The organism is Blautia massiliensis (ex Liu et al. 2021) (assembly GCF_052064225.1).
Classification (GTDB): Bacteria; Bacillota; Clostridia; order Lachnospirales; family Lachnospiraceae; genus Blautia_A; species Blautia_A fusiformis.
This window is the reverse complement of the sequence record NZ_JBQHWA010000006.1, coordinates 1-20951: the sequence shown is the minus strand read 5'-3', so window position 1 is coordinate 20951 and position 20951 is coordinate 1. Positions and strand designations below refer to the sequence as shown.

Here is a 20951-nt window from a genome sequence, read left to right as displayed (position 1 = left end):
CTGTGAATAACCACATATACTCCTTAAATATTCATAAATTTTCCGGAATACTGGAAATATTACTACAAACTTGTTATAATAATTCCATACTTCCCGTTGGAGGGAATAATTCAAACAGGAAATCAGGTGAGGAACATGGCAGGCAGAAAGAAGGATCCGCTGTATAAAAGCTTCGGATATGCGTTTCAGGGGATTTTTACCTGCATCCGCAAGGAAAGAAATATGAAGATCCACTGTATGGTGGCAGCGCTTGTGGTAATCGCAGGACTGATCCTTGGGATTTCCGTGACAGAGTGGTGCATCTGCCTGGGGCTGTTCGGAATGGTGATGGCGCTGGAGCTGGTGAATACGGCAGTGGAAGCTGTTGTGGATCTAGTCACAGAGGAACGTCACCCACTGGCAAAGATCGCCAAGGACACAGCGGCCGGAGCAGTACTGATCGCAGCGATCATGGCAGCGATCGTCGGACTGATCATTTTTGTTCCCAGGGGACTTGTTTTTCTGGGAATATGACAGGAACAGAAAACTTTTGTTTCAGGATAGGGTCTGGTGTCGGACTGTGGTGTGATGGTCCGGCAGCTGCCGGTTTCAGGAAAGGAGAAAATATTATGGAATTAGGTGAAGGACTGAAGAAAATTTTACTGGTGGGTATTGGTACAGCAGCAGTGACAGCAGAGAAATCCAAAGAAATCCTGGATGAACTGGTAAAAAAGGGTGAGCTTACGGTTGAACAGGGTAAGGTTCTTAATCAGGAGCTGAAGCATAACATCAAATCAACGGTTAAGACAGCTGCTGATTCTGTAAAGGAATCTGCAGCCAGAAAGAATGATCAGGAAGAACTGAAGGCAACGATTTCCAGGCTGACACCGGAGCAGCTGGCTGCTGTGAAGGCGCAGATCGAGCGCATGCAGGCCGAGGCTGCTGAGAAGAAAGCCGAGACAGCAGAAGAACCGGCGGAGGAAGCTGTACAGGAAGCTTCTGCGGAAACAGAAAATGCAGAAGATACCGGGAGCGAAGAACAGGCAGCAGAGTAACCGACTGCGGATCGCAAATATCCGCTTGACTAAACGACAACGCAGACGAAGCAGTAAATGGAGAAGTTTATGGGCAGAGAAGAAAAGGAGAAAAAAGAGAAAGGCGGATATGGAGAGCGGCTGAGAGAGATTACAGCCGTTTTGAAAAAGCATGCCATTACCCGTGGTGTTTCTCCTGAGAAGCTCCGGCTCATACTGGAAGATCTGGGCCCAACTTATATTAAGTTGGGCCAGATCATGTCTTTGCGTTCCGATATTCTGCCGAAACGATACTGCGATGAGCTGATGAAACTCTGCTCGGATGTGCCGCCCATGCCGTTTTCCCAGGTGATCGAGGTACTGGAAGAGTCCATGGGCTGTCCGTGGCAGGCAGAATTTCAGCATATTGAGCAGAAACCTCTGGGAGCAGCATCGATTGCCCAGGTGCATCGGGCCACGCTGAAAACAGGTGAAGAGGTTGTGATCAAGGTTCAGCGAAAAGGAATCTATGAGACCATGGCCAGGGATATCGGCCTGATGCATAAAGCAGTGCGCCTGATGCCGCCGGTGAGTATTAAGGGCATGGTGGATCTGAACATGGTTTTAAGTGAACTGTGGACTGTGACCCAGGAGGAGATGAATTTCCTGACGGAAGCTGCAAACATGGCAGAATTTGCAAAAAAGAACAAAGATGTGGCTTTTGTGAAAGTGCCGATCCTCTACCGTGAGTACATTTCGCCGCATATTCTTGTGATGGAATATATTGACGGTTTTGCTGTCAATGACAAGGCTGCGCTTCTGGCCAATGGTTATGATCTTAATGAGGTCGGAACGAAATATGTGGATAATTTCATCAAACAGGTGATGGAGGATGGCTTTTTCCATGCGGATCCACATCCGGGAAACGTGCGGATCCAGGATGGAAAGATCGTCTGGATCGATATGGGAATGATGGGACGGCTTACAGAGCACGATCGTCAGCTGATCGCAGAAGCCATTGAAGGGGTTGCCATGAACAACATCGGTAAAATCCAGGATGCAGTTTTGGCTCTTGGGGAGTTTAAAGGCAAACCGGATTCCAGCAAGCTTTATGAGGATATCCGCGGACTTATGGAGAAATACGGTACTGCGGATATGGGAAACATTGATGTGGCTGAAGTGATGGTGGACCTGATGGAGGTCATGAAAGAAAATAAGATCATGATGCCTCACGGACTGACTATGCTTGCAAGGGGGCTGACTCATGTGGAGGGGGTTCTGGCTGAGATCTGCCCGGATATCAATATGACACAGATTGCTGCGGCAAGGCTCAAGGAGCAGCTGTTCAGCAACGGGAACTGGAAGCGTGAGATCAAAAAAGAAGGAAAAAATCTTGCCTGGTCCCTGAAACGTGCAGTGGATATTCCTTCTCTGGCGGCGGATTTCCTTCAGGGCTGTATGAAAGGGCAGACGAAGATCAATCTGGATCTTCATGCCTCGGATGATCTGGCGTGGCTTTTGCGCCGGCTGGTGCGGAATATTGTGATGGGGCTGTGGGTGATGGCACTTCTGATCAGTTCCAGCATTATCTGTACTACGGATATGAAACCAAAGCTGTGGGGGATTCCGGCGTTGGGCGCCTTTGGTTATGTGTTTGCTTTTATTATTGTTTTGTATGTGTTTATCAAGCATTTCTTTTCAGGAAAAAAATAAAAGACGGAGATCATTTGCAGAGTCTGCGGGATGGTTTCCGTCTTTTTTGGCTGTTATGGAATTGTTTCGGTCTGCTGTTATAACTGCGATTAGGAGCTATCATCTTCCGACCGGCTGGTAAAGGACGGAGTGCGGGTGTCTGGTCAGGTGTAGATGGTTCCGCTGTAGGCTTTGCGGAATTCCTTTGGGGTGTAGCCGGTTCCCTGGCGGAAGTAGTTGCAGAAGGAGGGAGCGTCCCGGAAGCCGCAGGAGAGAGCTGCTTCTGTGATGGTGCAGGAGGAGGAGCAGAGAAGCTGGGCTGCCATCTGGAGGCGGTGTTTCAGGAGATATTGTTTTGGGGAGGTGTTTTCATGTTCCATGAAGATTCGGTAAAGATAGGAACGGTCGATTCCTACGTAGTGTGCCACGTCTGAGATCTGGATGGGGTAGGCATAGTTGTTTCTGATGTATTCGGAGGCTTTCTGAAAGTACAGGTTTGAGATGTCGGTCCTGCTTTCGGAGGGCTTTTTTTGCATATCGGATAGTATCAGGAGGAGGTTTCCTGTGGAGGCAAGGTCGTTTCCGTTGTTTTCGGAAAAGGTGTCAAGTAGGCTTTGCATGTGGGTGAGGAGGCTGTTTTGCCGGGAGGGTGTTTCCGGGGTGAAGATGGGGGTGTCGGAAAATACGGTTTGTTTCAGGATTTCTTTGCAGGCGGAGCCGTCAAAGCCTGCCCAGGCGTAGCTCCAGGGGTCGGAGGTGTCGGCGCGGTAGTAGATGGAGTCCATGGGGCGGATGAGAAAGGCGTCGCCTGCTTTCAGATGATAGGTGTGGCCGCTGCACTGGTAGATGCCTTTGCCGTGGAAGATCACGTGGAGAAGGTAGTGTGGGCGCATGGCCGGGCCGAAGGAGTGGTTCGGGCCGCAGTCTTCCTGGCCGCAGAAGTAGACGGAGAGGGTGTGCTGTGGGTTGGGTTCTTTTTTCATTTGGTTGGGCCTCCTGTTTTTTGTTATGCAGCAAAAACTAAATGTAATTTTGGGTTACAAAATGGGGTGGATGTTGTATGAGATGATTATACAATATTGGGGTGGGGAGGGCAATGGAAAAGGGGGAAAGGGGGAAAGGGGACGCCCGTGAGGCGTGTGCTGTCTGTCACCGGGGCTTCGTCGGGGGCTGACTTCTAAGGCACCGGAATTCTGCTAAAACCGCTTCAAAAATTCTCGAACTCGCGTCTGAAGCCGCTCAGACAGCGAGAATTTTTGAAGCAACGCAGATTTCCGCCGCCTAAGAAGCAGCTCCCCTCCTGCAGAGTCCGGTGACAGACAGCACACGCCTCACGGGCTGGCTTTTCAGGGCGGAAGGGATAGAGTGGCGATGGCGGGAGGGATTACAGGTGAGGAGGGAGCAGATAGCATCTGATTCCTCCTGTAAAAATTCTGGATTATCGGAGGGATTACAAGTAAGGAGAGAGCAGATAGGAAAATGAGTAGACGGAGTGGGAATTTGGTTCAGAGTGGGAAGTGAGGTGGTTTCCCGGGAGTTGGATGGGTCATCAGCGCTGCGCTGGATGACTGGGACGAAAGGCTGAGTTTCCCTGTGGCCTGCAGGGAAAGAATGGGTCGAGGCGCTTCGCTGTCGACTTGGAGGTGAGTTGTTGTGGCGGGATATTGATACAGAGGAATGCATCAGAGCAGGGTTGAGATATTGATACAGGGAAATGTATTGGTGCAAGGTTGAGATATAGATACAGAGGAATGTATCGGTGCAGGGTTGAGATATCAATACATTGACAATACATCGGCATAGCGCAGCATCATCAATACCGTAGAATACATCGCCGTGCCAATACACTAACACATTCCCAGCGTACGACAATATAGCGTGCCCGGAAAGGGGGAGCGCGAGGGGGAAAAACGGGCTTCGCAACTCTGAGTGCTTTCCCCCTCGCAGATTTCCTCCGCTTTGAAAAGCGAAAATACTATATCTAAAGATACTATATCTAAATAAATAACAATTTTCCCAAGCTTTTCATCACAAAAGCGAAATATCCTCCTCCGGAGGAAGCAGCTTCTTAAAAAATCGATACAACAGCATCGAATTTATAAAAGCTACAAGTCCAAATCCAAAGAAAAACCAGCAGCATGCGTAAAGTGGCTGCAGCTTTGCATCGAGATATGTCATATACAATGGAAAGATCGTGATCACCGCAATGGCGATCGTTGTGGGGAAATGCATAAATGCCAGCAGAAATGCATTTCTGCAAAGTGCCCCCAGTGTATTGGCAAAGGTTGCGATCACCGGGAATATGTATAAAGTAAAAATTATCAGCAAAGTCAGAACCCCCACAGAAAGATAAAACAGCATATGTGCAGCGCTTCCTTCTGCATGGAGCAGAAAGCGGATATTCAGGATGATCATGGTTCCGGCAGCAAGGATCAGCAGCCATATGATCAGTGACTGTTTGAAGTTTTCCTTAAAAGCTCTGAAAAATGTTTTCGTTGTGCCGTTGTTATTCCCTTTTACTGTACGCATCATGCAGTGATAAAGGGCAGTTAGTGACGGCCCAATGGTGATCACGGGGATGCAGCAGAGAATAAAAAGAAGATTGGCGATCACGATGTCACCCAGCTTGTTGAGAAATACATGGACGACATTATCTTCATTTAAAAGATTCATAACGAAATACCTCCTTATATAGAAATGTAGAAATGAAAACAGACCATATGGGAAAAGTCCGATACAGCTAATCTTAGCATAGTTTTTGATTGTGTGTAAAGAGAGGGGACGCAGATAAGTATCAGCACGGTTTATGGGACTGTATAAAAAAACATGGAACTTTGCGTGCACATGTGAAAATGATGGCACGCATGGAATTATGTTAGGAAAGGAAAAGTGTGTTTTTCGGAAAATGACATTTATACATGTGCTGAGTTAGTAAAAACATACAAAAACAGATATGTAAAAATGTTGGTTTTGCTACAAGGAAATAAATGGGTGCCAAAATATGCTCATAAATAGTGAAAAATATGAAAATATATGTAAGAAATGAAAGAAAACATATAAAAATGACGAATAATTAACAAAGTATGAACAAAAAATGGATAAAATGAATAAAAAGTAACATTTTTCCATATTGAAATGACAATAATCCATTTATCATTTTTCCATGTGCAATTATAATAATATCAACGGTCAGGGACGTGGAAAAATATAAAAACTGACCAAAAGAAAGAGGGAAAATAAGAAAGATTTAAAAGGAGGAAGAAGTTATGAATTTCAAAAGAGTAGCAGCATTATTGTTAGCAGGTGCCATGGTAATGACAGCAGTTCCGGTATATGCAAAAGGTGACGATGTTACACTTTCCGTATCCATCTGGGACACCAACCAGGAGCCGGGAATCAAAGAAATTCTCGCAGACTTCACAGAGAAGACAGGAATCAAGACAGAGATCTCCGTTGTTAAATGGGATGAGTACTGGACAATGCTTGAGGCCGGTGCACAGGGTGGTTCCCTTCCGGACGTATTCTGGATGCACTCCAATGAGAGTGAGAGATACATGTCCAACGATATGCTTCTTGATCTGACCGATAAGATCAAAGACAGCGATCTGATTGACCCGGAGAACTATCCGGAGGATATCTGGGGACTGTATACATACGATGACAAATATTATGCAGTACCGAAGGACGTAGATACTATTGCTCTCTGGTATAACAAGACATTATTTGATGAGGCAGGACTTGATTATCCGACAGCTGACTGGACATGGGATGATGTTACAGAGGCAGCTAAGAAGCTTACTAAGGATGACGGTTCCCAGTATGGTCTCGGAATGAGAAATGATAACAACCAGGCTGGATACTACAACCTGATCTATGATAACGGCGGATACATCATCAGTGATGATAAGAAAAAATCCGGCTGGGATGATGAGAAGACGATCGCAGCTATGCAGACACTGGAAGGATGGATCAAGGATGGCGTGATCCCGTCTCTTGAGACAATGTCCGAGAACAACGAGGATGTACTTTTCGAGGCTGGTAAGATCGCTATGACATGCCAGGGCTCCTGGATGCTTGCAGCATTTAAAGAGAATGAGTACACAGCAGCGAACTGTGATTGTGTAGAGCTTCCTAAGAACGCTGAGACAGGCAGAAGAGCTTCCGTATATAACGGACTTGGATGGGCAGCATCTGCTTCCGGTGAGCATACAGACGAAGCTTGGCAGCTGATCGAGTACCTCGGATCCAAAGAGGCTCAGGAGAAACAGGCTGAGCTTGGTGTTACAATGAGTGCATACAAAGATACATCTGATGCATGGGCTAAATCCGCAGACTTCAACCTTCAGGCTTATCTGAACATGATGGATGACATGGAGATCCGTCCATACTCCAAATCTACTGTGACATGGGAGAACGAAGACAACGAGATCCTCAAGGGCGTATACACAGGCGACATCACAATGGAAGAGGCTTGCAAGCAGATGGCGGATCAGATGAACGAGAAGCTGGCTGAGGAGTAAGCATTAAGAAACACCGATAATTAAGTGCAGTAATGAGAGGGGCCGCCGCACTCAGGTGCAGCGGCCTCATACATAGAAGGAATAGAAGGAGTGATTCTTATGGCTAAAACTACCAAGTCACAGGCACGGACAAAGAGAGAGCGCAGTGAGTTCCTCTGGGGCTGGCTGTTTATTCTCCCAACAACCATCGGATTGATCGTATTGAACATCATTCCGATCTTCCAGACTATTTATCAGAGCTTTTTCAAAACAGGAGATTTTGGTAAAGGAAATATCTTTATCGGCTTACAGAACTATCAGAAGGTTTTTGCAGATAAAGAGATCTGGCAGGCACTGATCAACACATTCAAATATGCGATCGTGGAGGTTCCTTTTTCCATTGCCATCGCACTTGTTCTTGCAGTACTTCTTAACAGAAAGATGAAGGGCCGTTCTGTTTACAGAACCATCATCTTCCTCCCGATGGTAGCAGCTCCGGCAGCGGTAGCCATGGTATGGAGATGGCTGTTCAACTCTGATTATGGTCTTATCAATAACGTTTTCCATGTTCATGTAAACTGGGTTTCTGATCCGAAAATTGCAGTATTTTCCGTTGCGATCATCGGTGTATGGTCTATCATCGGTTACAATATGGTTCTTTTCCTGTCAGGACTTCAGGAAATCCCGAGAGACTATTATGAAGCTGCATCTATTGACGGTGCTACAGGTGTGAATGCATTCTTTAACATCACGATCCCGCTTCTTTCACCAACCATTTTCTTCGTACTTGTTACCCGTGTGATCGGATCCCTTCAGGTATTCGACCTGATCTATATGGTTGTTGACAAGTCAAACCCGGCACTTACCAAGACTCAGTCACTGGTTTATCTGTTCTATAAATATGCATTTATCAATAAGAACATGGGATACGGTGCTACGATCGTAGTAGTACTTCTTATTATCACCATGATCCTGACAGTATTCCAGATGATCGGTCAGAAGAAATGGGTATTCTACAACTAAAAAGGGGGATTAACCATGGATAGTATGGAAACAAAAAAGAAATTAACCACTATTTTAATACATGTCATACTGATCATTGTGTCCATAACGATGCTTGTGCCATTTATCTGGATGATCCTGACAGCTTTTAAATCTGTAACGGAAGCAACATCTGTAGATCCTTTCACCATTTTCCCGAAAATATGGAGAAAAGACGCATTTATTTCTGTTGTCAATAACATGAACTTCCTGCTTCTGTACAAGAATACACTGCTTCTGATCTTCTTCCGAGTAGTGTGTGCGGTTCTTACAGCAACTATGGCAGGCTATGCATTTGGACGACTGAACTTCAAGGGCCGTGATCTCTGCTTCAGTCTTGTACTGTTCCAGATGATGGTTCCGGTACAGATCTTCATCATCCCGCAGTACCTGATGGTCAGCAAGATGGGTATGCTGAATACGATCTTTGCCCTTGTATTCCCAGGTATTGTCACTGCGTTCGGTACTTTTCTTCTGAGACAGGGATACATGGGACTTCCGAAGGATCTGGAGGAGGCTGCCAGACTTGACGGATGTAACATCGGTCAGACCTTCCTTTACATCATGGCACCACTTACAAGATCCAGTATGGTCGCACTTGGAATTTTCACAGCTGTATTCGCATTCAAAGACCTGATGTGGCCGATGATCGTTAATACGGATAAGAATATGCTGGTACTTTCTTCTGCACTTGCAAAGATGCAGGGCCAGTATGTATCCAAATTCCCGGAACTGATGGCTGCATCTCTGATCGCCTGCATTCCGATGATCGTGATCTACATGATCTTCCAGAAACAGTTTATCGAAGGTATTGCTACCAGCGGTGGAAAACTGTAATCAGAAATATTACATAAGGTAATACAAGACCGCTGACAATGTATATAACTGAGGATTTGGTTATTGAGGTTGTCAGCGGTATTTTTATCGAAGCAAATGCCAAAATGCACAGTTATTTGATGATTCTTAAGGAAAGAGGCGGATATTTATATCCGCAGTAAACGAAAAAAGGAGAAAATTATGCCGATCAAATTTCACGAGGGATCAAAGACATTCCACATTTATAACAAACATTTAAGCTACATCACCTGTATCATGGAAAATGGCCAGATGGAGAATCTGTATTATGGAAAAGCTATCCGCGATAAAGAGGATTTCAGTTATCTTCACGAGGAGATCATGCGTTCCCTGATGGCTGTATGTGTTCCGGAACCGGGACTTCTTTCCATGCAGTATATCAAACAGGAGTATCCTGTTTACGGAACCGGTGATTACAGAAATCCTGCCCTTACTGTTCGTCAGGAGAACGGAAGCGAGATTGTAGATTTCAAATATGTTTCTCATGAGATTTACGGCGGCAAGAAGAAGCTTGCCGGTCTTCCGGCAACCTACACAGAGAACGAGGAAGAGGCAACATCTCTGGACATTACACTTCATGATCCTGTGATGGACACAGACCTTGTTCTTACCTATTCTGTATATGAAGATTATCCGGTGGTCACCAGAAGCGCACGCCTTGTTCAGAAAGGGGATCAGAAGATCCGTCTTGAGAACGTGATGAGTGCAGCAGTGGAGTTCCCGGATATGGATTATGAGATGATCCATCTTTCCGGTGCATGGGCACGTGAGCGCTATGTAAAAACACGCAAACTTGAGATGGGTATACAGGCTGTACAGAGTCTTGCAGGAACCGGCTCCAGCTCTGAGCAGAATCCGTTTATCGCGCTGAAGCGTCCTCATACAACAGAAGATACAGGCGAGGTTTTCGGCTTCAGCTTTGTGTACAGCGGCAACTTCCTTGCACAGGTCGAGGTTTCCACCTACGAGATGACACGAGTTATGATGGGAATCAATCCACAGGGATTTTCCTGGGAGCTTTCCAGAGATGAGGAATTCCAGACTCCGGAGGTCGTTATGGTATACAGCGATAAGGGCTTAAACGGAATGAGCCAGGCTTACCACAGACTGTACCGTGACCGCCTGATGCGCGGAAAATGGAGAAATCATGCACGCCCGATCCTTCTTAATAACTGGGAGGCAACCTATTTTGATTTTGATGAGGAAAAAATCCTCAATATTGCAAAAAAAGCCAAAGAGGTTGGGGTAGAGCTTTTCGTCCTGGATGACGGATGGTTCGGAACCAGAAACGATGATTACCAGGGCCTTGGCGACTGGTTTGTAAATAAGAATAAGCTTCCAAACGGAATTTCCGGACTTTCCCGCAAGATCGAGGAGATGGGACTGAAATTCGGTCTCTGGGTAGAGCTTGAGATGGTAAACAAGAACAGCGACTGCTACAGAGCACATCCGGACTGGCTCATCGGAGCACCGGACCGTTTTGAGTCCCACTCAAGACATCAGCACGTTCTTGATTTTTCCAGATCTGAGGTTGTGGATTTTATTTATGATTCCATCTCCAAGGTTATCGAGGAATCTTCCATTTCCTACATTAAATGGGATATGAACCGCTACATGTCCGAGCCTTTTAGCCGCGGCGCATCTGCAGCAGATCAGGGCAAGACTATGCATAAATATATCCTTGGTGTATATGAGCTGTATACAAGACTGACAGAGAGATTCCCGGACATCCTCTTTGAGTCCTGTGCAAGCGGCGGAGCAAGATTTGATCCGGGAATGCTGTATTTTGCACCGCAGACATGGACCAGTGATGATACCGATGCAGCAGAGAGAGAAAAGATCCAGTACGGTACCTCCTTTGTTTATCCGATCGTCAGCATGGGATCTCATGTATCAGCAGTACCGAATCATCAGCTGCACCGTACCACACCGCTTTCCACAAGAGCAAATGTGGCATATTTCGGAACCTTTGGCTATGAGCTGGATCTGAACCTTTTAAGTGCCAAAGAGATCGAAGAGGTAAAGGCACAGGTGGAATTCATGAAGGAACATCGTGACCTGATCCAGGTGGAGGGGGATTTCTACCGTATCTTAAGCCCGTTCGAAGGAAATGATACTGCATGGATGGTTGTTTCCAGAGACAAAAAACAGGCAGTTGCCGGATACTATGAAAGACTGAACAAGGTCAATGCTTCCTGGATGCGTCTGCGCTTCAAGGGTCTTGACGAGGATCAGCTTTACAAAGTAAAATGGGAAGATAAGTGCCTGAAAGCTTACGGAAATGAGCTGATGTATGCAGGAATCCCGGTTGATCGTGACTACTGCAATAAGACAAACGGTGATTTCCATTCTGTATTGTATACAATTGAAGCAGAGGACTGATTTCTGTAAATGATGGAATAAAAATTATCTGCAGAAAAACATCCGCCTGACCAGAAAAATAACAGGCCGCCGGATATGGCGGCCTGTTATTGGGTGGCGGAGCAGCTCACAGGCGGAAACATAATATATGACATCAGGGAGGTGACAAGTTGCTTCACACAGTTGGTTTTACAAACTCGGACAGCTATAAATGTCTTGAGAATTTAAAGAAAGGTGCGGTGGATCTCTGTCTTACTTATTGTGGGTGGGAAAAATGCGATCCGGGACATCGATTTGGACCAAATAAAAGGATCTCTCATGTACTTCATATCGTGGAATCCGGAAGCGGAGTTTTTGAGATGGATGGCCATCAGTATCATCTGACCGGTGGAGAAGCATTTCTGATCCCAGCCAGTGTGGAGGCCTGGTATGAGGCAGACATGGACCATCCCTGGACATATCGCTGGGTAGGATTTGAGGGAATGACTGCGGAGGAAGTGATCCATGTAAGCGGCTTCAGCCGGGAAAATCCGGTCCGAAGGATCCACTGCATGGAAAATGCTGCAAAATATATTGATGCAATGGTCCAGACCAACAAGCTCGTTTTTGAAAATGAGCTGAAACGGAACGGACTTCTGCTGCTCCTTTTGTCTGATCTGATTGTAGATAACCGGGATGCATGTCTGAGAGAAGGCAAGCTTCTTCCATCCCACAGATATCCAAATTCCGTTTATGTGGAGCATGCAGTGGATTACATTGCAGCCAACTTTGACAAGCGGCTGAAGATCAATGAGCTGGCAGACCGCATTGGCGTCAACCGGAGCTATCTTACCAGCTCGTTTAAAAAAAGCCTCGGATGCTCGCCGCAGGAATATCTTATGAATCTTCGCATCGAGAAGGCAAAGACTCTTCTGAAAAACGGAGATATTCAGGTCAGTGAAGTAGCTGCAAGAGTAGGGTATGGAGATCCGCTGGCTTTTTCCAAGGTATTCAAGGCAAGAACAGGAAGAAGTCCGAGAGAATACAAGGAAGAAAAGAGAAGACTTGTAGTGAATGGAAAGAAGGGCGATTATACGGAATCTGAAGCCTGATAACTGGCAGTACCTTTTGTTGCTGGCAGACCTTTGCAATAAAAAATAACAGCTCTCTGTCCGAATCAGGATATATATGATCCTGGTATCGGATGGAGAGTTTTTGCATTATGGAAAATTACTTTGCAATGTTCCGAAAACATAAAAAAGCATAAAAACGAATGGAAGTAAATTTTATAGGAAATATGTTTTATAGGAAATTTCTGAACTGTATCAGTAAACGGGCATTTATATTTCATGCAACAAAACAACAATTATTGACATCAAAGTATATATTTTAAAGATACTTTCGGCAGTATCATAAAGACATAATAAAAACAAAGCGGAGCTGCACCGCAGAAACAGCAGAAAATCAGTACTTTTATAAAAAACAGAGGTATTTTTCACAGAAATATCCAAAAAGACAGGCAGGAGGAACGAACATGATCAAAATTACATTTATGGGAGCAGGAAGCACGGTTTTCGCAAGAAATGTACTTGGTGACTGTATGTGTACACCGGCACTTCGCGAGAGCGAGATTGCACTTTATGATATTGACGAGAAGAGACTGGAGGATTCCAGAATTATCTTAAGTGCCATCAACCACAACGTAAACGAGGACCGCGCAGTGATCAAAACTTATCTCGGTGCCGAGAACCGTAAAGATGCACTTCGAGATGCAGATTTCGTAGTCAACGCCATTCAGGTAGGCGGATATGAGCCATGCACAGTTACAGACTTTGAGATCCCGAAGAAATACGGTATTAAACAGACTATCGCAGATACCCTGGGAATCGGCGGAATCATGCGTGCACTTCGTACCATTCCGGTCCTGGAAGAGTTTGCCCGGGATATGGAAGAAGTCTGCCCGAACACTCTGTTCCTGAACTACTCCAACCCTATGGCAATGCTTACCGGCTATATGCAGCGTTTTACAAAGATCCGTACTGTAGGCCTCTGTCACAGCGTTCAGGTCTGCTCCCAGAAGCTTCTTGAGGGAATGGGAATGGAAGACAAGATTGAGGGACGTACAGAGCTGATCGCAGGTATCAACCACATGGCATGGCTCCTTGAGATCCACGACAAAGACGGAAATGATCTGTATCCGGAGATCCGCAGAATTGCCGAGGAGAAGAATACCTCCGGTGAGAAGCATGAGGACATGGTGCGTTATGAGTATATCCGTCATCTTGGATACTATTGTACAGAGTCCAGTGAGCACAATGCAGAGTATAATCCGTTCTTCATTAAATCCAAATATCCGGAGATGATCGAGGAGTTCAATATTCCGCTTGACGAATATCCGAGAAGATGTATCAAACAGATCGAGGGCTGGGAAAAAGAGCGCGAGGATATCCTCAAGGATGGCAAGATCGGCCATGAGAGAAGTAAAGAGTATGCTTCTTATATCATGGAGGCTGTTGTTACAAACACACCGTACAAGATCGGTGGAAATGTTCTTAACAACGGTTACATCGATAACCTTCCGTCGGATGCCTGCGTAGAGGTTCCATGCTATATCGACGGAACCGGTGTACATCCGGTAAAAGTGGGCAAGCTTCCTACACAGCTGGCAGCTATGAATTCATCCAATGTCAGCCCGCAGCTCCTTGCTATTGAGGCAGCAGTGACCAAAGACCGCCAGAAAATCTATCAGGCAGCCATGATGGACCCGCACACAGGTGCAGAGCTGAATATCAAAGACATCCAGGCAATGTGTGATGAGCTGATCGAGGCACATGGGGATTATATGAAGATGTACCGCTAAGGCAGGAAATGATCGGAAGGCAGCAAAAACTTTGAAATAAATATGCAAGGCGGCATAGAAAGGCCGGAACACCAGAATGGAGAGGGTGTTCCGGCCTTTCTTTATATGGAACTTTTGATAAATAATAAAAACAACTTGTTTGCATGTATATACAAGTTATAAAATAATTACAGATGAAACGAACAGAATAAATACAGATCAAAATACAAACGAAGGGAGGAGCTTATGGCAGAAAACGGAAAAGCAAAATATTATGCACTGATGGAAGAAATGAAAACAGACATTCTTTCCGGAAAGATCCGTCCGGGTGAGAAGCTTCCCTCTGAAAACCAGCTCAGTGTACGCTATGGGCTGAGCAGGCATACGGTGCGAAAGGCTCTGGGGATCCTGGCAGGAGATGGATACATAGAATCCTTTCAGGGAAAGGGAACCTTCTGTGCGGATGTGCTCCGTCAGATCCACGGGACCGGGAACATCGCAGTGGTGACTACATATATCTCGGATTATATTTTTCCAAGGCTGATCCAGGGGATCGATGAGGTACTGTCCGATAACGGGTACAGTATCATCCTCAAAAATACAGGAAACAGCCGTCAGAAGGAGGCAAGATTCCTGGAAGAGCTGATCAGTAAGGGAATTGACGGATTGATCATTGAACCAAGCAAAAGCGAGGTGTTGTGCAGACATGTAAGCTTGTATGAAACACTGGACAAGTATCAGATCCCATATATTTTTATCCAGGGACTGTATACAGAGATGCAGGAAAAACCCCATATCCTCATGGATGATGCAGGTGGCGGTTATCTTGTTACGAAGCATCTACTGGATTCCGGCAGACGTGACATCGCAGGGTTTTTCAAGGCAGATGACCGTCAGGGGATCGAACGGCATAAGGGCTATGTGAAGGCTTTGCAGGAGAAAGGAATTGCCTATGATCCGGATAAGGTGGTCTGGTTTCATACAGAGGATCGGCGCAGAAAACCGGCACTTATGGTCCGGAACATGGTCCGACAGAACAGGCTTCCGGAGGGAATTGTATGTTACAACGACCAGATCGCTGTCCAGGTCATGGAAGAACTGGAACGTCAGGGAAAAAAGATCCCGGAAGATGTTGCGGTAACCGGCTATGATAATTCACTATATGCAAGACAGGGACAGGGCATTACCACTATCACCCATCCCCAGGAAAAACTGGGAGAGATGGCGGCAAAGCTTCTCCTGGAAAAGTTAGGCGGTGTGCCTGATGAAGAAAGTACCGTAGAACGTCTGATCCGTCCGGAACTGATCATACGGGGCAGCAGCGTGAAAGCAGGGGCATGAGCGCAGATACATAACCGTTTTATCAGATCGTTTTATTAGAGAATGAAGCAATATAGCATACAGAGAGCCTTATAACATTTCAGAAGATCGGACGCATGTTGGCAGCAGAAATGGGCTGCAGAGTTTCAGGAATGTTATGCATATGATATTAATTTTATTTTAAGGAGGATCTTTCACATGAAAACAGGAAGAGATTATAAATTCTGGTTTTGCACAGGTTCACAGGATCTTTACGGAGATGAGTGTCTCCGCAAGGTAGCCGAGCATTCCAAGATCATCGTAGAGGAGCTGAATAAATCCGGTGTACTTCCGTTTGAGGTTGTATGGAAACCAACGCTGATCACAAATGAGCTGATCCGTAAAACCTTTAATGATGCCAATGCAGATGAAAATTGTGCCGGCGTGATCGCATGGATGCACACATTTTCCCCGGCAAAATCCTGGATCCTTGGTCTCAAAGAGTATCGTAAACCGCTGTGTCACCTTCATACACAGTTCAATGTGGAGATTCCCTATGACACCATTGATATGGACTTTATGAATGAGAACCAGTCCGCACATGGCGGCCGTGAGTTTGGCCATATGGTAACCCGAATGGGAATCGAGCGTAAGGTCATTGCAGGACACTGGGCAGACAAAAAGGTCCAGGAGCGTCTGGCATCCTGGATGCGTACTGCAGTTGGTATCATGGAAAGCAGCCATATCCGTGTATGCCGTGTTGCGGATAACATGAGAAACGTAGCCGTAACAGAGGGCGATAAGGTTGAGGCTCAGATGAAATTCGGATGGGAGATCGATGCTTATCCGGTTAATGAGATCGCAGAATATGTTCAGGATGTAAGCCAGGGAGATATTGATGTTTTGGTAGAAGAATATTATAATAAATACGATATGATTCTGGATGGACGTGACCCTGAGGAATTTAAGAAGCATGTAGCAGTCCAGGCAGGGATCGAGATCGGTTTTGAGCGCTTCCTTGAGGAGAAAAATTATCAGGCTATCGTAACACACTTTGGTGATCTGGGCTCCCTGAAACAGCTTCCGGGACTTGCAATCCAGCGACTGATGGAAAAAGGCTATGGCTTCGGTGGCGAGGGTGACTGGAAAACAGCAGCTATGGTTCGCCTGATGAAGATCATGGCAGCAGGAAAAAAGGGCGCCAGGGGTACTTCCTTTATGGAGGATTACACTTATAATCTGGTACCGGGTAAAGAGGGAATCCTTGAGGCACATATGCTGGAGGTTTGCCCATCCGTTGCTGATGGCAAGGTCAGCATGCGTGTATGCCCGCTTTCCATGGGAGATCGTGAAGATCCTGCAAGACTGGTATTTACTTCTAAGACAGGTCCTGGAATCGCAACATCCCTGGTTGACCTTGGTGACCGTTTCCGTCTGCTGATCAATGAGGTTGAGTGTAAGAAAACAGAGAAGCCGATGCCTGCACTTCCGGTAGGTACTGCATTCTGGACACCGAAGCCGGATCTTTCCACAGCAGCAGAAGCATGGATCCTTGCCGGCGGCGCACATCACACTGCATTTACCTATGACCTTACTGCAGAGCAGATGGGTGACTGGGCAGCAGCTATGGGTATTGAAGCGGTTTATATTGATGGCGATACAACGATCCGGAATCTGCAGAATGAGCTGAGATGGAACAGCATGTATTTCAGCAAATAATACGGGAGGTTTTTTACAATGGGATTAAATGAGACAAAAACAGCAATTCTTGAGAATCGCACGGCTCTTGGTATTGAGTTTGGTTCCACAAGGATCAAGGCAGTTCTGGTAGACGATAAGAACCAGCCCATCGCATCCGGAGCCTATGAATGGGAGAACCAGTATGTGGATGGTATCTGGACATACAGCCTAGAGGAGATCTGGAAAGGTCTCCAGGGCAGTTACCAGGATATGGCAGAAGATGTTCAGAAAAAATATGGAGTGGAGCTTACAAGCGTAGGTGCGTTTGGTGTCAGTGCCATGATGCATGGCTATATGCCGTTTAATAAAGAGGGAGAGCTGATGGTCCCGTTCCGTACCTGGAGAAACAACATCACAGGAGAAGCCTCTGAGAAGCTGGCAGAGCTTTTCCATTACAATATCCCTCAGAGATGGAGCATCGCACACCTGTATCAGGCGATCCTTAACGGTGAGGAGCATGTAAAAGATATCGATTATATCACCACTCTGGAAGCCTATGTGCACTGGAAACTCACCGGAAAAAGAGTTCTTGGTATCGGTGATGCGGCAGGTATGTTCCCGATCGACAGTGAAACGAAGGACTATAACGAGGAGATGGTTCAGAAGTTCGATGAACTGGTTGCGCCTTATGGTTTCCCATGGAAGCTTCGCGATATTATGCCGAAAGCTCTGGTGGCAGGTCAGGATGCAGGAGTTCTTACTGAGGAAGGCGCAAAGCTTCTGGATGTAAGTGGAAAGCTGAAAGCTGGAATCCCGATGTGTCCGCCTGAGGGAGACGCAGGAACCGGTATGGTTGCCACAAACAGTGTCCGTCGGCGTACCGGAAATGTTTCTGCGGGAACATCTGTATTTGCCATGATTGTCCTGGAGAAGGCACTTTCCAAACCGTATAAAGAAATCGACATGGTTACCACTCCGGCAGGAGATCCGGTTGCCATGGCACATTCCAACAACTGTACTTCGGATCTGAACGCATGGGTAAATGTGTTTAAGGAATTTGCAGAAGCTATGGGCATGGAAGTAGATATGAACAAACTGTTCGGAACTCTTTATAACAAAGCCATGGAAGGCGACCCGGACTGTGGCGGACTTCTTTCCTACTGCTATTTCTCCGGCGAGCATATGACCGGCTTTGAAGAGGGACGTCCACTGTTTGTACGTTCTCCTGAGAGCAAATTTACACTGGCAAACTTTATGCGAAATAATCTTTACACCTGCCTCGGCGCCATGCGTGTAGGTCTGGATATCCTTCTGAATCAGGAGCATGTAAAGATCGATAAGCTTCTGGGCCACGGCGGCCTCTTTAAGACAAAGGGGGTCGGCCAGCAGATCCTTGCAGATGCGGTAGATGCACCGGTATCTGTAATGGCCACAGCAGGAGAAGGCGGAGCCTGGGGAATCGCACTTCTGGCTTCCTATCTGCTCAACAAGAGAGAAGGCGAAGACCTTGCGGATTTCCTGGATGAAGATGTCTTCAAAGGAAACGAAGGCAGCACACTGGCGCCGGAAGCAGAAGGTGTGAAAGGATTCAACGCATTTATGGACCGGTATATGAAAGGTCTTGGCATTGAGCGTGCGGCTGTAGAGTCTGAGATCTGGTAAAACGAAGAATGGATTGAAATAAAAATCTTCGATTTACTGGCATAATAGAAAAATCCGTTAATTTCTTGTATGTGCTTAAAGAGGAATATAAATGAAGCAGATGGTTTATGAGAATAAGAAACCGACTCCGGGCCAGCTTGTGCATATCATGATCGATCGTCCAATGAACAGTTACCATCCGGAACACAAAGATCTTTTTTACCCGGTAAATTACGGCTACATCGAAGGGATCATCGCTCCGGACGGCGAGGAACAGGACGTTTATGTTCTGGGGATCGATCACCCGGTAAAGGAATTTACAGGAAAAGTGATAGCCATCATCCACCGCCTTAATGATGTGGAAGACAAATGGGTGGCAGTTCCGGAAGATATGACCATGACAGCACAGGAGATCAGAGAACAGGTCCGGTTTCAGGAACAGTATTTTGAGACGGAGATAGAGATGCTGAAATAACAAAAATGTAAAACAGGAGCAGACATGGTACGCCATGTGACTGCTCCTGTTTTTGTACAGGATCCATATGATTACTGTTCACTGGTAATATTCCGCTGAAAAGCTGCCTTGTAAGAATGTAATAAAACTGTTATGATTCATATATCAGCAGCAACTGTGAATGAAAGGGAGTGTCTTTATGCCATTAGTGAAAGAAGATATTTACACCATTGAAGATATTTATAATCTTCCTGAGGGGGAACGGGCAGAACTGATTGATGGACAGATTTATTATATGGCACTACCCAGCAGGAAACATCAGAAGATTTCAGGAGAAATATTTGCTTCTGTCAGTGAGTATATTCGTTCAAATAAGGGAAAATGTGAAATTTATGCGGCTCCGTTTGCTGTATTTTTGGATGAAAAATCAAATACCTACGTTGAACCGGATATTTCTGTTATCTGCGATGCAGATAAACTGGATGATAGAGGGTGCAAGGGAGCACCGGACTGGATTGTGGAAATTGTATCTCCCTCCAGTAAGCAGATGGATTATCAAATGCGTCGTAAAACCCCTTGCTTCAGCTATGGGGATATAAGACGCGTCCATCGAATTTATGCAAGTGATTGAAGATGGACAAAATAGTAATTGTATTAACTAATGAACTATAGTATAATACAAATATGAACACAACATATAAATCAAACAACAATGTCGTCTATTCCTGTAAATACTATGTAGTATGGTGTCCAAAGTATAGACGAAAAGTATTAATTAATGGTGTGGACGTCCGGCTGAAGGAGCTGCTCACAGAGTATGCTGCAAATCTTTCTGTAGACATCCTGGAAATGGAGATCATGCTAGACCATGTTCATATGCTTTTGGAAGTAGATCCTCAGTTTGGCATCCACAAAGCTGTAAAGTCATTTAAAGGCTATACGTCCAGAATTTTAAGACAGGAATTTCCCTATCTTAAAACGAAAATGCCGACTCTCTGGACAAACAGCTATTTTGTATCGACGGTGGGCGGTGCTCCGCTGGAAACAGTAAAACAGTATATTGAAAACCAGAAAACATCGCAGAGACAAAAGGATAAGATGGGATAATGCAAAAAGGAATTAAATTTAGGATCTACCCGAACAGAGAACAGAAAAACTTCATCCATCAGACCCTGGGATGCTGCCGGTTCATCTACAACCGGGGACTTGCCATGCGTAAGGAAGGCTATGAAAATGGGGAAAAGATCGGCTATTCCCAGACTTCCGCCATGCTGACTGAACTGAAAAAGCAAGAGGAGTTTGCCTTTCTGAAAGCAGCAGATTCCATTGCATTACAGCAGTCTTTGCGGGATCTCGACCGGGGATTTGTGAATTTCTTTCAGAAACGGGCTTCCTATCCAACCTTCAAAAGTAAACATAACCGGTTCCAGTCATACAGAACGGTAAATCAAAAAGATAATATTCGTATTGTGGGAAGATATATCAAACTTCCGAAACTTGGATTTGTTAAAATACGGCAGTCGATGGAAGTGGAAAAGATTAATCACGTGATCATTGAGCACACACCGGCTGGAAAATATTTTGCGGTTTTAAATGTTGATTTTGAACCGGAACCACGC

Annotated in this window: 17 protein-coding genes and 1 pseudogene; 16 read left to right on the top strand and 2 right to left on the bottom strand. The window is 45.7% G+C overall.

Going from position 1 to position 20951, the window contains the following annotated elements:
- Positions 1 to 135: 135 nt before the first annotated feature.
- The 3 genes from ACTNDQ_RS03395 to ACTNDQ_RS03385 all read left to right on the top strand — a co-directional run bounded on the left by ACTNDQ_RS03395 (position 136) and on the right by ACTNDQ_RS03385 (position 2705).
- Positions 136 to 513: a diacylglycerol kinase family protein gene (locus ACTNDQ_RS03395; protein ID WP_278796680.1), complete on the top strand. Its 378-nt coding sequence runs from the start codon at positions 136 to 138 to the stop codon at positions 511 to 513.
- 95 nt (positions 514 to 608) lie between these two features.
- Positions 609 to 1034 (top strand): hypothetical protein, encoded by a 426-nt coding sequence (locus ACTNDQ_RS03390; protein ID WP_278796683.1) that lies wholly within the window; start codon positions 609 to 611, stop codon positions 1032 to 1034.
- A gap of 69 nt (positions 1035 to 1103) precedes the next feature.
- Entirely contained in the window at positions 1104 to 2705 is a 1602-nt protein-coding gene (locus ACTNDQ_RS03385; RefSeq protein WP_278796685.1) for an ABC1 kinase family protein, read from the top strand.
- Positions 2706 to 2848: 143 nt separating this feature from the next.
- Here the strand turns inward: ACTNDQ_RS03385 and ACTNDQ_RS03380 are convergent, their stop codons facing one another.
- Positions 2849 to 3667 (bottom strand): AraC family transcriptional regulator, encoded by an 819-nt coding sequence (locus tag ACTNDQ_RS03380; protein ID WP_110925841.1) that lies wholly within the window; start codon positions 3665 to 3667, stop codon positions 2849 to 2851.
- Between the two features lie 1045 nt (positions 3668 to 4712).
- Positions 4713 to 5357, bottom strand: a complete 645-nt coding sequence (locus ACTNDQ_RS03375; RefSeq protein WP_059086770.1) for a YesL family protein — start codon at positions 5355 to 5357, stop codon at positions 4713 to 4715.
- Between the two features lie 593 nt (positions 5358 to 5950).
- On the opposite strand from ACTNDQ_RS03375, the gene ACTNDQ_RS03370 reads away from it, so the two are divergent.
- The 13 genes and pseudogenes from ACTNDQ_RS03370 to ACTNDQ_RS03310 all read left to right on the top strand — a co-directional run.
- Complete coding sequence (locus ACTNDQ_RS03370) at positions 5951 to 7204, top strand: ABC transporter substrate-binding protein (protein WP_278796691.1); 1254 nt, start codon at positions 5951 to 5953, stop codon at positions 7202 to 7204.
- A 99-nt stretch (positions 7205 to 7303) separates the two neighbouring features.
- A complete protein-coding gene (locus ACTNDQ_RS03365) occupies positions 7304 to 8206 on the top strand; it encodes a carbohydrate ABC transporter permease (RefSeq protein WP_278796694.1) in 903 nt (300 codons plus the stop codon).
- Positions 8207 to 8221: 15 nt separating this feature from the next.
- Entirely contained in the window at positions 8222 to 9061 is an 840-nt protein-coding gene (locus ACTNDQ_RS03360) for a carbohydrate ABC transporter permease (RefSeq protein ID WP_278796697.1), read from the top strand.
- Between the two features lie 180 nt (positions 9062 to 9241).
- The gene (locus tag ACTNDQ_RS03355) at positions 9242 to 11461 is read left to right on the top strand and encodes an alpha-galactosidase (RefSeq protein ID WP_278796700.1); all 2220 of its coding nucleotides are present in this window, start codon (positions 9242 to 9244) and stop codon (positions 11459 to 11461) included.
- Positions 11462 to 11610: 149 nt separating this feature from the next.
- Positions 11611 to 12531: an AraC family transcriptional regulator gene (locus ACTNDQ_RS03350; RefSeq protein ID WP_441063705.1), complete on the top strand. Its 921-nt coding sequence runs from the start codon at positions 11611 to 11613 to the stop codon at positions 12529 to 12531.
- Positions 12532 to 12953: 422 nt separating this feature from the next.
- Complete coding sequence (locus ACTNDQ_RS03345) at positions 12954 to 14279, top strand: alpha-glucosidase/alpha-galactosidase (protein WP_022426688.1); 1326 nt, start codon at positions 12954 to 12956, stop codon at positions 14277 to 14279.
- 225 nt (positions 14280 to 14504) lie between these two features.
- Complete coding sequence (locus ACTNDQ_RS03340; RefSeq protein ID WP_441063703.1) at positions 14505 to 15599, top strand: GntR family transcriptional regulator; 1095 nt, start codon at positions 14505 to 14507, stop codon at positions 15597 to 15599.
- 177 nt (positions 15600 to 15776) lie between these two features.
- Complete coding sequence (gene araA, locus ACTNDQ_RS03335) at positions 15777 to 17276, top strand: L-arabinose isomerase (protein ID WP_441063701.1); 1500 nt, start codon at positions 15777 to 15779, stop codon at positions 17274 to 17276.
- 18 nt (positions 17277 to 17294) lie between these two features.
- Positions 17295 to 18899 carry a xylulokinase gene (locus ACTNDQ_RS03330; RefSeq protein WP_441063699.1) on the top strand — a complete coding sequence of 535 codons (1605 nt, stop codon included), beginning with the start codon at positions 17295 to 17297 and terminating at the stop codon, positions 18897 to 18899.
- A gap of 91 nt (positions 18900 to 18990) precedes the next feature.
- Positions 18991 to 19353, top strand: coding sequence for an inorganic diphosphatase (locus ACTNDQ_RS03325; RefSeq protein ID WP_270614140.1), 363 nt, complete (start codon positions 18991 to 18993; stop codon positions 19351 to 19353).
- Between the two features lie 178 nt (positions 19354 to 19531).
- Positions 19532 to 19888: pseudogene (locus ACTNDQ_RS03320) on the top strand (Uma2 family endonuclease); the annotation flags it as partial.
- 128 nt (positions 19889 to 20016) lie between these two features.
- Positions 20017 to 20439 (top strand): IS200/IS605 family transposase, encoded by a 423-nt coding sequence (gene tnpA, locus ACTNDQ_RS03315; RefSeq protein WP_441063697.1) that lies wholly within the window; start codon positions 20017 to 20019, stop codon positions 20437 to 20439.
- The coding region (locus ACTNDQ_RS03310; protein ID WP_441063695.1) for an RNA-guided endonuclease TnpB family protein at positions 20439 to 20951 on the top strand (513 nt) is incomplete at its 3' end. The genes tnpA and ACTNDQ_RS03310, both read left to right, overlap by 1 nt.